Source organism: Pseudomonas sp. NPDC087029, assembly GCF_044745345.1.
GTDB lineage: Bacteria > Pseudomonadota > Gammaproteobacteria > Pseudomonadales > Pseudomonadaceae > Aquipseudomonas > Aquipseudomonas faucium.
The window spans coordinates 21,497-34,907 of sequence record NZ_JBIVAB010000021.1; the positions used below are offsets into that span (position 1 = coordinate 21,497).

Annotated in this window: 9 protein-coding genes; 1 reads left to right on the plus strand and 8 read right to left on the minus strand. The window is 66.4% G+C overall.

The genetic code is table 11. The features are described 5' to 3' along the window. Position 1 precedes the first annotated feature (1 nt). From ACIPG5_RS23495 to ACIPG5_RS23530, 8 genes are all read right to left on the minus strand, one after another. The gene (locus ACIPG5_RS23495) at positions 2-775 is read right to left on the minus strand and encodes an enoyl-CoA hydratase (protein WP_176516288.1); all 774 of its coding nucleotides are present in this window, start codon (positions 773-775) and stop codon (positions 2-4) included. Positions 776-788: 13 nt separating this feature from the next. Then, positions 789-1,916: an acyl-CoA dehydrogenase gene (locus tag ACIPG5_RS23500; protein WP_401378480.1), complete on the minus strand. Its 1,128-nt coding sequence runs from the start codon at positions 1,914-1,916 to the stop codon at positions 789-791. 9 nt (positions 1,917-1,925) lie between these two features. Beyond that, positions 1,926-3,119, minus strand: a complete 1,194-nt coding sequence (locus ACIPG5_RS23505) for an acetyl-CoA C-acyltransferase (RefSeq protein WP_401378482.1) — start codon at positions 3,117-3,119, stop codon at positions 1,926-1,928. Between the two features lie 12 nt (positions 3,120-3,131). After that, the gene (locus ACIPG5_RS23510; protein WP_176516294.1) at positions 3,132-3,899 is read right to left on the minus strand and encodes an SDR family NAD(P)-dependent oxidoreductase; all 768 of its coding nucleotides are present in this window, start codon (positions 3,897-3,899) and stop codon (positions 3,132-3,134) included. A 12-nt stretch (positions 3,900-3,911) separates the two neighbouring features. Beyond that, entirely contained in the window at positions 3,912-5,558 is a 1,647-nt protein-coding gene (locus tag ACIPG5_RS23515; RefSeq protein ID WP_401378484.1) for an AMP-binding protein, read from the minus strand. Positions 5,559-5,673: 115 nt separating this feature from the next. After that, positions 5,674-10,116: an NEL-type E3 ubiquitin ligase domain-containing protein gene (locus ACIPG5_RS23520; RefSeq protein WP_401378486.1), complete on the minus strand. Its 4,443-nt coding sequence runs from the start codon at positions 10,114-10,116 to the stop codon at positions 5,674-5,676. 93 nt (positions 10,117-10,209) lie between these two features. Continuing rightward, positions 10,210-11,232, minus strand: a complete 1,023-nt coding sequence (locus tag ACIPG5_RS23525; RefSeq protein WP_176516300.1) for an AraC family transcriptional regulator — start codon at positions 11,230-11,232, stop codon at positions 10,210-10,212. Positions 11,233-11,290: 58 nt separating this feature from the next. Then, positions 11,291-12,154, minus strand: coding sequence for a LysR substrate-binding domain-containing protein (locus tag ACIPG5_RS23530; RefSeq protein ID WP_176516302.1), 864 nt, complete (start codon positions 12,152-12,154; stop codon positions 11,291-11,293). 133 nt (positions 12,155-12,287) lie between these two features. On the opposite strand from ACIPG5_RS23530, the gene ACIPG5_RS23535 reads away from it, so the two are divergent. Then, a complete protein-coding gene (locus tag ACIPG5_RS23535; protein ID WP_401378488.1) occupies positions 12,288-13,394 on the plus strand; it encodes a 2-aminoethylphosphonate--pyruvate transaminase in 1,107 nt (368 codons plus the stop codon). Positions 13,395-13,411 lie beyond the last annotated feature (17 nt).

Consider the following 13,411-nt stretch of genomic DNA (forward strand, 5'->3'; position numbering starts at 1 on the left):
CTCAGCGGTCCTTGAACTGCGCCTCGCGCTTGCCGATGAAGGCAGCCATGCCTTCCTTCTGGTCTTCGGTGGAGAACGCGGCATGGAACACCCGGCGTTCGAAGCGCACCCCTTCGCTGAGGGTGACTTCGAACGCGCGGTTGACGCTTTCCTTGACCATCATGCTGATCGGGATCGACTTGCTGGCAATGGTCGCGGCCACTTTCAAGGCTTCCTCGAGCAGCTCGGCCTGCGGCACCACGCGCGCCACCAGGCCGGCACGCTCGGCCTCCTCGGCGCCCATCAGGCGGCCGGTCAGGCACAGTTCCATGGCCTTGGCCTTGCCGACCGCGCGGGTCAGCCGCTGGGTGCCGCCCATGCCCGGCAGCACGCCCAGGTTGATCTCCGGCTGGCCGAACTTGGCGTTGTCGGCAGCGAGGATGAAGTCGCACATCATCGCCAACTCGCAGCCGCCGCCCAGGGCAAAGCCAGACACCGCGGCGATGATCGGCTTGCGCCGGTTGGCGACCCGGTCGGCATCGCTGAACAGGTCATCGACGTAGATCTGCGGGTACTGCAGCTCGGCCATTTCCTTGATGTCGGCGCCGGCGGCAAATGCCTTGGCAGAGCCGGTCAGCACCACGCAGCCGATGTTCGGGTCCTTTTCCAGCTGGTCCAGGGCCTGGTTGATCTCGCCGACGATCTGCGCGTTCAGCGCATTGAGCGCCTGCGGGCGGTTGAGGGTGATCAGGCCGACCTTGCCGTGGATGTCCAACAGGATGGTTTCGAATGCCATGCAGACTGCTCCTTCAAAGATTGCGCGCAATGACCATGCGCTGAATGTCGCTGGTGCCTTCGTAGATCTGGCAGACACGCACGTCGCGGTAGATCCGCTCCAGCGGGAAGTCGCTCAGATAGCCATATCCGCCGAGCGTCTGCAAGGCATCCGAACAGACCTTTTCGGCCATTTCCGAGGCGAAAAGCTTGGCCATCGAGGCCTCGACCAACGCCGGGCGCCCGGCGTCGCGCAGCGCGGCGGCGTGCAGCACCATCTGCCGGGCCACGGCAATCCTGGTCGCCATGTCGGCCAGGCGGAAGGCCACGGCCTGGTGTTCGATCAAGGGCTTGCCGAAGCTCTGGCGCTCGTGGGCGTAGTCACGCGCCACCTCGAAGGCGGCGCGGGCCATGCCCACCGCCTGCGAGGCGATGCCGATGCGCCCACCTTCCAGGTTGGCCAGGGCGATCTTGTAGCCCTGCCCCTCTTCGCCCAGGCGGTTGGCCACGGGCACCTGCACATTGTCGAAGACGATCTGGCAGGTGTCGGAGGCGTGCTGGCCGAGCTTGTCCTCGACCCGCGCCACCTGGTAGCCCGGGCTGTCGGTCGGCACGATGAAGGCGCTGATGCCGCGCTTGCCGGCGTCCGGGTCGGTCACGGCGAAGACGATCACCACGCCGGCGTTCTGCCCGGAGGTGATGAACTGCTTGCTGCCATTGAGTACGTAGTGGTCGCCCTCCAGCCGTGCCCGGGTTTTCAGGCTGCTGGCATCGGAGCCGGCCTGGGGCTCGGTCAGGGCGAAGGCGCCGAGCATCGCACCGCTGGCCAGTGGCACGAGAAACTGCTGCTTCTGCTGCTCGCTGCCGAACTTGAGAATCGGCACGCAGCCCACCGAGTTGTGCACGCTCATGATGGTCGAGCAGGCGCCATCGCCCGCGGCGATTTCCTCCAGGGCCATGGCGTAGGCCACGTAGCCGGTGTCGCTGCCGCCGTACTGCTCCGGCACCAGCATGCCGAACAGGCCCAGGCCGGCCATCTCCTCGATGGCCTCCTTGGGGAAGCGATGGGCTTTGTCCCATTGTTCGGCAAACGGCTTGAGCCGCTCCTGGGCAAAGTCACGCACGGCGTCGGCGATTTGTTGTTGCTCGTCAGTTACCAGCATGGTTGCACCTCAGTACAGGCATTCGACGGCCATGGCCGTGGCCTCGCCACCGCCGATGCAGATGGCTGCCACGCCGCGGCGCAGGTTGTTCTGGCGCAGGGCCGACAGCAGGGTCACCAAGATCCGCGCGCCCGAGGCGCCGATCGGGTGGCCCAGGGCACAGGCGCCGCCGTGGATATTGACCTTGTCATGGGGCAGGTCGAGCTGCTTCATGGCGGCCAGGGTGACCACGGCGAAGGCTTCGTTGATTTCGAACAGGTCGACCTCAGCCAGGTTCCAGCCAGTGCGCTTCATCAGTTTGTCGATGGCGCCGATCGGTGCGGTGGGGAACAGTGCCGGGGCATCGGCGAACGCGGCATGGCCATGGATCACGGCCAGCGGCTTGAGGCCTCGCTTGTCGGCTTCGCAGCGGCGCATCAGCACCAGCGCCGCCGCGCCATCGGAGATCGAGCTGGAGTTGGCCGCGGTCACGCTGCCGCCTTCACGGAAGGCCGGCTTGAGCTGCGGGATCTTGTCCAGGCGCGCTTTCGGCGGCTGCTCGTCGTCCTCGACCAGGCGCTTTTGCTTACCCTCGGTGACTTCCACCGGGACGATCTCGGCGCGGAAACGGCCGTTGCTGATCGCCGCCTGGGCGCGGGTCAGCGAAGCGATGGCGAACTGGTCCTGGGCTTCGCGGCTGAAGTTGCCGGCCTGGGCGCAGTCTTCGGCGAAGGTGCCCATCAGGCGGCCTTTGTCGTAAGCGTCTTCCAGGCCATCGAGGAACATGTGGTCGAGGATCTTGCCGTGGCCCATGCGGTAGCCACCACGCGCCTTGTCCAGCAGGTAGGGGGCGTTGGTCATGCTTTCCATGCCGCCGGCGACGATCACATCGGCGCTGCCGGCCAGCAGTTGGTCATGGGCCATGATCGCCGCCTGCATGCCCGAGCCGCACATCTTGTTCAGCGTGGTGCAGGTGGTGTGCTTGCCCAGCCCTGCGCCCAGCGCGGCCTGGCGTGCCGGGGCCTGGCCGAGGCCTGCCGGCAGCACGCAGCCGAACAGCACCTGCTCGACGCTGGCAGCATCGATGCCGGCGCGCTCGACGGCGGCGCGAATGGCGGCCGCCCCCAGCTGTGGCGCGGTCAGGCTCTTGAGGTCGCCCTGCAGCCCGCCCATGGGCGTGCGCACGGCGCTGACGATGACGATCGGGTCGTTGGCAAGTGTCATGTTCGTTTCTCCTTACTTGGCTGCCATGCGCAGTGCGCCGTCGAGGCGGATCACCTCGCCGTTGAGCATGCTGTTCTCGATGATGTGGCGGGCCAGCGCCGCGTATTCGCCCGGGCGCCCCAGGCGCGGCGGGAACGGCACGCCGGCGGCCAGCGAATCGCGCACTTCCTGGGTCATGCCGGCCATCATCGGGGTTTCGAAGATGCCGGGGGCGATGGTCATCACCCGGATGCCGAAGCGCGCCAGCTCGCGGGCGGTCGGCAAGGTCAGGCTGGCGATGGCGCCTTTGGAGGCCGCATAGGCAGCCTGGCCGATCTGGCCGTCGTAGGCCGCGATCGACGCGGTGTTGATGATCACGCCGCGCTCGCCCTCGGCGTTGGCGGCGCCTTCGGCCATGGCCGCGGCGGCCAGGCGCAGCAGGTTGAAGCTGCCGATCAGGTTGACGTTGATGACCTTGGCGAAGCTGGCCAGCCCATGCGGGCCTTGCTTGCCCAGCACCTTCTCGGCGCCGACGATGCCGGCGCAGTTGACCAGCCCGTGCAGGCTGCCGAAAGCAGCCACGGCAGCGTCCACGGCCGCCTTGGCCGCCTGTTCGTCACTGATGTCGGCCACGGCGAAGCGTGCATTGTCGCCAAGCTCACGGGCCTTGGCCTCGACGGCCTGGGCGTTGAGGTCGACCAGCATGACCTTGGCGCCGGCCTCGACCAGCATCTGCGCAGTGGCGGCGCCCAGGCCCGAGGCCGCGCCGCTGACGATGAAATTGCTGTTGGCTATGTGCATGGTAGGTATCCTTCAGGCGCTGGCGCGGTTGGCCAGCACGGCTTGTTGTAGGGCGATTTCCTGATTGCGCAGGATGAAGCGTTGCAGCTTGCCGCTGGGGGTCTTGGGCAGCTCGCTGACGAATTCGATTTCCCGTGGGTAGGCATGGGCATAGAGGCGCTGGCGCACATGCTGGCGCAGCGCTTCCTGCAGCGCCTCGCTGCCGCTGACACCGGCCGCGAGCACGACGAAGGCCTTGATCAGCTCGGTGCGCTCCGGGTCCGGCTTGCCGATCACTGCCGCTTCGATCACCGCCGGGTGCTCGATCAGCGCGCTTTCCACATCGAACGGGCCAACCCGGTAGCCGGAGGTGGTGATCACGTCGTCGCTGCGGCCGACGAAGCTGATGCTGCCATCGGCGTTGAGCTCGACGGTGTCGCCACTGAGGTAGTACTTGCCGACGAAGCTCTTGGTCGGCAAACCCTGGTAGCCGCCGAACCAGCACAGCGGCGATTGTTCGCGGTCCACCGCGAGGATGCCTGGCTGGCCTGCGGGCAGCTCGGCGCCCTGCTCGTCGAGCACGACGATGCGGTGGCCGGGGATGGCGAAGCCTGCCGAGCCAAGGTGCACCGGGTGCTGCAGGCCATGGTGGTTGCACAGCACCATGCCCAGTTCGGTCTGGCCATAGTGGTCGTGGATGGTCACCCCCAGCTCGTCGGCGAACCAGCGGATCACCTCCGGGTTCAGCGGCTCACCGGCGCTGCTGACCACCCGCAGGCGGCCCTGGATCGGCGCCGAGAATTCGCGCCCGGCAGCGATCAGCAGGCGGTACGCGGTGGGCGAGCCGGCAAGGTTGGTGATGCCCAGCTTGTCGATCACCCGCGCACAGCTCTCGACGCTGAACGGGCCATCGTAGAAGGTGGTGGCGTGGCCCAGCGACAGCGGGCCTGTGACCGCGTAGTAGAGGCCGTAGGCCCAGCCCGGGTCGGCCAGGTTCCAGAAATTGTCCGCCGGCCGCAGGTCGATTGCATCGCGCATGTAGCCCTGGAACGCGACGATGGCCCGCAGCGGCACTTCAAGCGGCTTGGCCGGGCCGGTGGTGCCCGAGGTGAACATCAGCAGGAACGGGTCGTCGCCGCTGCGCAGCACCGCCTCGCACTCGGGCGCTGCCGCATCGAGCAGGCGCTGGAAGTCCAGCTCGCCCTCGGCCGCATTGACCGTGATGCGCACCGGGCAGGCCGCCAGCTCATCGAGCTTGGGCCGATTGCCGCGGTCGGTGACCACCACCTTGGCCCCGGACTGCGCCACGCGGTGCTCGATGGCCTTGGGGCCGAAGGCGGTGAACAGCGGCTGGTACACCGCGCCCAGGCGCCAGGTGGCGAGGATGGTCACCAGCAGTTCAGGGGTACGTGGCAGCAGGCCGGCAACCCGGTCGCCCGCGCCTACGCCCTGGTCCTTGAGGACATTGGCAAAACGACTGGCCAGGGCTTGCAGCTGCTCGAAACTGTAGCGTTTGCCATTGCCGTCGCGGCCTTCCCAGACCAGCGCGGCCCGGCCCTCGCCGACATGGCGATCGCAGCATTCGACACAGGCATTGAGGCCCTTGAGGTTGCCCTGCAGCGCCGTGCCCACGGCATCGGCATAGGCGAACGAACGGGCGGCCTCGGCGTAATCGCGCATCGTCAGACTCCTGGTTTCTTATTGTTGGAATCGCACCAAAGGTCTGACGATGGTCACGCCAAGGCCGCGCGCGGACAATGGCCAAAGCGTTCAATCTGGATGAGCGGTTTGGCCGCTAAGCCTTCTTCAGCGCCTCCCGGCTCAGGTACAGGCACAGTTCATGCTCGACGCTGTCGCGTTCCGTCTTCAGCGCATCCCAACGGCTCACGTACTCCTCGGTGGTCAAGCGCTCGGCCAGTGCATCGAGCGCTTCGCCACGGGCATCGAAATCGGCAGCAACGGCCGCGAACAGCGCTGGGTGTTGTGCACGCAGGTGGTCGGTCCAGAAGCTTTGCCGCGAGACGCTTTGCGCCACTGCCTCGGGCGTCTGCGCGGCGAGCACCGCTTGCAAGGCCTCCTGCTGGCGTTGCGGGGTGATGTCGGCCAGGGTGTTGAAGGTCATGGTGCGCGGCTGGCAAGGCAGGTCCAGCGCGTCGGCCAGGTGGATGCGGTAGCCGAGGACGATCTCCAGGTCATCGACCATTCCCTGCGCCGCGCGTCGTTGTTCAACTGCCCAGTAAGCAAAACGGTCCAGTGCCTCCAGGCGGAACAAGCGCCGCCCTAGATTGAGCAGCTCTGCGCCGGCTTCGGCGGCCGTACTGCGCTGGCCAGCCTCGTAGGCCAGCGCCTGGATCTGCAGGCGGCTGAAGCGCTCGGCAGAGCTGTCGACGCAGCCCAAGGTCTCGCCGGCGCTGTCGAAGATCTGCTGGCGCAGGGTTGCATCCTGGTCAATGGCGCCGAGCAGGTTCCACACCTGATCGCTGATGTAATCACGCTCTCTGTTGTAGTCACTGCCTTGGGTCAACGCCTGCAACAGCTCGAAAAGCCCACTGCTGCCCTCCTCTTGCTGCAGCCGTTGCCAAAGCGCCGTGCGTGCCTGACGGCGATCGGCCGGCTGCTCAGTCACCCACCGCGCCAGCGCATCATCGCTCGCCTGCGCCAGCGTGGCTGTCTCGCCATGGCCATCGAGGCCGTAAAAACGCTCACGCTCGGGGAAGGACATCGGATTGCGCAGCAGGTTGAACCGGGTACGGAAGGCCCACGGCATACGTAGAAGTGAGGCTGGAATGGTTTCGATCTGGTTGTCGCTAAGGTCGGCCATCTGCAGGAAGCCGCAGTGTTCGATAGCCTCGGGAATGCTGCGCAACAGGCATCGGCCAAGGCGCAGCGTGCGCAACTGGGGTAGCTGCTCGAAACGCAAGTTGAGCGAACGTAGCGGGTTGAAACTGATATCCAGCTCTTCCAGATGCGACAACGACGACAACACCGCCTGGCTCTGTGCATTCATGCGAATTCGGTTGGCCATCAACCGCAGCGAACGCAGCTCGCGCAGATGGACAAGGCCCGAGGGCAAGGCTGTCAGGCGGTTGTTGGTCAGTACCAGGGTACGCACGCGGTGGAAGCAGCGCAGGAAGTTGGCCGGCACCTCTTCCAGCCCCATGCCAGCCAGCACCAGCTCGCCCACATGGCTCATGTCCACGGCCGCCGGCAGCGAGGGTAGCAGTACGATGCGCCAGCCACTGAGGTTCACACGCATCGTGCCTTGATTGCCGCCATGGCTCACCTCGACCTCACCCTCCAGGCGCCAGGCCCGACGCAGTTGATTGGCGAAATGCTGTTGCTGGTTGCGCAGCGCGCGGTCGGTGGTGTTGGCGCCCCAGCGGTTGAGTGCCTCATCGAGCAGCGCATAGTTGCGTTCGTGATCGATCAGGCGGTCGAAAGGCGATTCCGTCGCCTGCATCAGGCGCCGGAAGAAGCTTTCGACCTGGTCCTCGTTGAAGGCCGGATACAACGCACGAATACGGTCGTGCAGGGTTATGACCGAATACTCCCGGCTTGCGGCCCGCCCACCCAGCGCATAGCCCACGCGGCCATCAGGCAGGCGCGAACCCGGGTTGCACCACGGTGCTTCGTTGCGCCAGCCGAGTAGATTGAACAGTTTCTGGCGCGGCTCCGGCAGGCCGGCCGCCAGCTGGTCGCGAAGCTGCAATGCGGCATCGTCCGCCGCCAAGCCCAACGCTGTACGCTCGGTCGCGTCGAGCAGCGCCAGCAATGCATCGAAGATGCTCCCCGGTTCCTCGACTTCGATATCGAGCTCCAGCCCCTGCGCGTCGTACAACCTGAAGCCGCCAGCGCGATTGACCAGCACGATGCGCGAAGCGGCTGGCCCCTGAGGGTCCAGTTGCGCCAACAGCCGGCCGCTCTCCGTGCCGTTGCGCAGCTCGAGGTTGAGCCGGGCAGGCCATTTGGGCAGCTTTCGCAGCAAGGCGAACACCAGCTCGCCCGTGCCGTCGTTGTAGGCACCTTGCAGGTACAACCCTTCCACCGCACGGTTGACCCGCGCCAGCTGCAGCAGCGAGCGCGCCTTGGTGGCCAGCGCCAGGGGCAGGCGCTGTTCAACCTTGACGATATCGAGCTCGGTCGGTGCCAAGTCGTGCAATGTCGCTTGGGCATAGGCATCCGGGAGCCCGGGGAAATCCCGTTTGAGCAACCTCAGCACTTCGTCATCCAGCTGCATGGGCGCAGCCAGGTGATCGAGCAAGCGGCCCCGCCACAGGCTCGGGTCTTCGAGCAGCGCGGTACCCATCTGGGAATCGGTCAGGCCCTGCATGTCGGGATGAAGCTTGCACCCGTCGAGAATGGCAGCATCGGTGAACTGCGCAGGGGTCTGTTGCAAGCCGGCAAAGAACCGCGTGAGCCGTGCGTCGGCTTCGAAGCGGCGAAGGGTATCGCGCAAGTTGGCCGGCACTGGGCGGTTTTCCACCAGTAGCCCACGCAACTCGTCGCGGTCCACGCCCGACACCTGGAGAATCCTTTGCACCTGCGGCGTCTGCAGGGGTGGATCGCTTGGCCACAGCCGGTCCAGCATCGCGCCACTGTCATCCCATTCCAGCGGGCGCTCCAGGCGCAGGCGCCAGCAACGCTCGCCATTGCTGACCAGTTCAGGCTCGAAGGCATCGGCGCGCAGAGGATGCTTCAGGCGCCACGGGGCGTGCGGATCCGGTTTGTGCACTTGATAGAAGCGCGACTCGATGCGCAGGTAACGCTTTGTGCCCTGCGTGTACAGGCCATCATCCTGCAATACCGCCTGGTCCGGAGCAGCCTCGTAGTGGCTCAGGTCATGCGCCCACAAGCGCGTGTCGCCCGCCACATCCACAGGTTCGAGCTGATCGACGAAGGCCGTGCGGGCGAAGCCGCGCGCTACCAGCCCTACCCCGGCCCCTGTCGCTGCAGTCACAGCAACGATTTCCGCTACACCCAGCAGATGCTCGGCCGCCTCGTGCTGGTGACCCTGCGCCCAATCGACGACGCCTTCGCAGGTCTGCCGGGTCAGCTGATACGCCAACTGCGCCAACAGCAACTGACCCAGCCCGGGCACGAACAGGCCGGCGATCCCCAGGGCTCCCATGCCAATGCCTTCCCAGCGCGCCAGCCTGTTGCTGGCCTCGCTGCTGTCGGCTTCTGCGGTGGTCACCAGCAGCGTGCCGGCATCCGCGCGCAGGCGCGCGACGTGTGCCTCGGCCAGGGCGGAGAATGCATCACCCTCGACCGTCTGGCCCTCCAATTGAAGGTCAGGGTTGTTATCCGTCAGTCGCTTGCCCAGCTTGTTCACGAACGCCACACGCTCGCTCAACGCCACCCGCTCGCCGAAGCGCCGGCGCGCTGCCGGGCTCGCCAGTTCGACGACCAAGGCTTCATCGAGTTGGCCCAGGGTGGTGAAATAACGCAGTGGATGCTCGATGTCGGCGGGCATGTAGAGCACCACCCCGGCATCCTCGCCTTCAGGGTCCCGCAGTTGGATAAGCAACGCGTCGAAGGTGACACAATCGAGAATGTTCAGCAGCCCGGGGTAAGCGCTGGTCGAAAGCTGCGCACGCGCACCGCTTGCCATGCTGCGCAGCGCTGCCTGCACCGCGCCGTCGATTGCGCCCTTGATTACCGCCAGCTCCAAGGCCAGGTTGAAGCCCGTGCGCTTGTGCTCGGCCAAGGCTTTACGCACGTCGTCCGTCACTGCCTTGTTCAGCAAGGCCTGGTATTGCTGCCCGGCATCCAGCTTCCGACAGCGCCGGGCAACGTCATTGCCAGCACCTGCCAGCAGGACGCTCTTACCCTTGGCCACCAAGCCGCTGCCTTCGTAGAAAGGATCGCCTGCTGGGAAATTCTGCATCAGCCTCAGCAGCGCGGGGCTGCGCACATAGGTGATTTCCTCCTCGGGCAGACCGATGCCTTGCGGTACTTTGAGCCGACGCCGCACCTCCAGCCATTCAAGGTTTTCCAGCCCCAGCGCGGCAGCCTCGGCCGTCAGCAGGCCACCGAATGCCTGATGAGCGAACGCTTGAGGGGATGGCAGCACCTGCAGGGCCTTGGTCAATTTCCCATGGCTGGCGCGGTGGGCTGCATAGCAGTCGCGCAGCGTGTTGATCTGCGCTGGGGAAGCGCGTTCGAGCCAATCAGGCAGGCGGGCCGCGACGAACTGGTCGGTGAGGTTGGCGAGCGTGGTGGATGTGGCTTGCGACATGATTGCACCTGTGCGGGTTGGAGGGGCCCATACAGTGAGCAAGGGCCACTTGCCAAGGCACAGGGAACTGCCCCGCACGGCGGTTTGTGGCGCTCAGGCGGCGCCGTCGCCCTGCACTACCAGCGTGCGGTAATGCCCCGGGTTGCAGCCGAACCACTTGCGAAACGCCTTGTAGAACGAACTGCTGTCGGCAAATCCCAGGCGCTCCGCCACCTGTGCCAGGCCAAGGTCGGCTTCGGCCAGCCAGGTGATCGCCAACTCGCGGCGCACGCTGTCCTTCAGGCCCTGGTAGGTCTGCCCTTCCTCGGCCAGGCGCCGGCGCAGGGTCGACGCCGACATGCACAGGCCCAGCGCCAGGCGCTCGGCATCGGGCCAGCCGGCCGGGTCATGCTGGCGCAGGTCGTGGCGGATGCGCCGGGCCAGGCTGTCGGGGTCGCGGTACTTGACCAGGATATTGCCCGGCACCTGCGCCAGAAAGCGCTGCAGGTCTTCGGCCGTGCGCCTGGGCGTCAGCGCCAGGCAATCGGCGGCGATGATCATGCGCGTGCGGGGGCGGTCGAACTGCAGGTTCTCGGAGAACATCACCCGGTAGTCGTCGCAGAACGGCGGCTCGGCGCAGCGCAGGTCGATGGCCAGAATCGGGATGCGCCGCCCGGCCAGCCAGCAAGCCACGCCATGCACGATCATCCAGAAGGTGAAGTAGGTGAAGGCCCGCCGGGGCTGTTCACGGGGCTCGCCGATGACGATCTCGGCCAGGCTGCCCTGGCGTACCAGCACCGGTTGCAGGTCTTCGAGCATCAGGCCGAGAAAGCCCAAGGCCACATCCAGCGCCTCGCCCAGGCTGGGCTGGGCCATGGCCGCGCGGGCCAGCAGGGCCAGGCTGCCGCCCCGCAGGCCACGGGGGTCCATGGCGAAGAATTCGTCATTGCAGCGCTGCGACAGCAGGCGCCACACGCGTGCATAGGCACCGGCAGCCACCCGCGCATCCGGCTGCTCCAGCAAGCCCGCATCGATCCCGGCGCGCCGCAGCAAGGCAGCGGCCGCATCGCTGTCGGGGCAGCTCTGCAACAGGGCTTCACGCACCAGCTGCATGGAAATCGTGTCTTTCTCGCTCATCGGCCATCCGGCGCCAGGTTGCTCACTGGCGGCCATCTTACGGCAAGCCGGCGCGGCCTCACAGGCTTGCCGCCAAGCCCAGGAAGGCCTGGATCAGGCGCAGTTCGCGGCGCCGCTCCAGGCAGCCGAGCATGTGCTGGTTGCGCAAGCCCTGCCCGGCCAACGGCCGGGCCAACACCCGCGGGTCATGGGCCACCTCGGTCGAAGAGACGACGCCGATGCCCAGCTGCGAAGCCACGGCCTCGGTGACCGCCTCGCGGCTGTCCAGCTCCAGCAGTACCCGCGGCTGTACCTTGGCCTGGGCGCAGGCCTTGTCGAAGGTGCGCCGGGTGGTCGAGCTCGGCTCGCGCAGCACCATGATCTGCTGGTGCAGCGCCGCCAGCGGCAGGTCGCCCTCGCCCCTGGCCCAGTCGTGCCCCACCGGCAGCAGTGCGCACAAGCGCGACTCGCAGAGGTTCTGCAGGTGCAGGCCCTTGCGCGGCTCGATCTCGGTCAGCACGGCCACGTCAGCGTGCTCGGACAACAGCGCGGCCAGGGTTTCCTGGGCATTGCCCAGGCGCAGGTTGACGGTGATGCCCGGGTAACGCTCGCGCAGCAGGGCAAGCATCGGCATCACCCGGTGCGGCCCGTCGGCCGCCACTTCCAGGCGCCCGGTGAGCAATTGGCGGTTGGCCTCGAGCATTGCCTGGGCCTCTTCGGCCAGGCCGAACATGGCCCGGGTGATGGCCGCCAGGCGCGTGCCCTCTGGGGTCAATTCCACACGCCGGGCGGTGCGCCGCAGCAAGGTGATCTGGTAGTGCTCCTCCAACGCCTTGACGTGCCCGGTCACCGCCGGCTGGCTGATGAACAGGCGCTCGGCGGCGCGGGTGAAACTGCCCTCGCGGGCAACCGCATCGAAAGCGCGAAGCTGGAAAAGGTTCATTTTGTATCGGCCTGACTTATGGCTGGCATAACGACAAACAATTTGATTGATAGCTCGGTGAATTGCAACCTAGGCCCCGTAGTTTCAGCGCCCAACCAACTGGCGAAACCCGCAGCTTGTGAGGAACCACGGAATGAGCAACGCCCCGATCCTGCTGACCCCCGGCCCACTGACCACATCACTCCGCACCCGCCAAGCCATGCTGGTGGACTGGGGCTCCTGGGACCGCGATTTCAACCAACTGACCGCCAGCGTCTGCGAGCAACTGTTGGCGATCATCGACGGCAGCGCCAGCCACCACTGCGTGCCCCTGCAGGGCAGCGGCACCTTCGCCGTGGAAGCGGCCATCGGCACCCTGGTGCCGCGTGACGGCAAGGTGCTGGTCCTGATCAACGGCGCCTACGGCCAACGCCTGGCGAAGATCTGCAAGGTGCTGGGCCGCAGCTTCACCACCTTCGAGACCGCCGAAGACCAGCCGACCACCGCCGCCGACGTCGACCGCCTGCTGGCCGCAGACCCGGCCGTGACCCACGTGGCGCTGATCCACTGCGAAACCAGCACCGGCATCCTCAACCCGCTGCCGGAGATTGCCCAGGTCATCAAGAACCACGGCAAACGCCTGATCATCGATGCCATGAGCTCGTTCGGCGCACTGCCGATCGATGCCCGCGAAATCCCCTTCGAAGCGCTGATCGCCGCCTCCGGCAAGTGCCTGGAAGGCGTACCGGGCATGGGCTTCGTGTTCGCCGAGAAAACCGCCCTGGCCGCTGCCGAAGGCAATGCCCACTCGCTGGCCATGGACCTGCACGACCAGCACGCCTACATGGCCAAGACCGGCCAGTGGCGCTTCACCCCGCCCACCCACGTGGTCGCTGCCCTGCACGAAGCGTTGCAGCAGTACTTCGAAGAAGGCGGCCTGCCGGCCCGCCACCAGCGCTATGCCGACAACTGCAAGACCCTGCTCGACGGCATGGCCGCCATCGGCCTGCGCAGCTTCCTGCCGGCCGAGATCCAGGCGCCGATCATCGTCACCTTCCACGCACCGAACGATGCCCGCTACCAGTTCAAGGACTTCTACGAGCGGGTCAAGGCCAAGGGCTTCATCCTCTACCCGGGCAAGCTGACCCAGGTCGAAACCTTCCGCGTCGGCTGCATCGGCGTGGTCGGGCCCGATGGCATGCAAGCTGCCGTCAATGCCGTGGCCCAAGTGCTGCGGGAAATGCAAGTACTGGACATCTGACCCTCTGCCTCACCACT

Coding starts and splice junctions, on each gene's coding strand:
- ACIPG5_RS23535 (WP_401378488.1), top strand. CDS start 12,288: ATGAGCAACGCCCCGATCCTGCTGACCCCCGGCCCACTGACCACATCA.
- ACIPG5_RS23525 (WP_176516300.1), bottom strand. CDS start 11,232: ATGAGCGAGAAAGACACGATTTCCATGCAGCTGGTGCGTGAAGCCCTG.
- ACIPG5_RS23510 (WP_176516294.1), bottom strand. CDS start 3,899: ATGCACATAGCCAACAGCAATTTCATCGTCAGCGGCGCGGCCTCGGGC.
- ACIPG5_RS23495 (WP_176516288.1), bottom strand. CDS start 775: ATGGCATTCGAAACCATCCTGTTGGACATCCACGGCAAGGTCGGCCTG.
- ACIPG5_RS23520 (WP_401378486.1), bottom strand. CDS start 10,116: ATGTCGCAAGCCACATCCACCACGCTCGCCAACCTCACCGACCAGTTC.
- ACIPG5_RS23505 (WP_401378482.1), bottom strand. CDS start 3,119: ATGACACTTGCCAACGACCCGATCGTCATCGTCAGCGCCGTGCGCACG.
- ACIPG5_RS23515 (WP_401378484.1), bottom strand. CDS start 5,558: ATGCGCGATTACGCCGAGGCCGCCCGTTCGTTCGCCTATGCCGATGCC.
- ACIPG5_RS23500 (WP_401378480.1), bottom strand. CDS start 1,916: ATGCTGGTAACTGACGAGCAACAACAAATCGCCGACGCCGTGCGTGAC.
- ACIPG5_RS23530 (WP_176516302.1), bottom strand. CDS start 12,154: ATGAACCTTTTCCAGCTTCGCGCTTTCGATGCGGTTGCCCGCGAGGGC.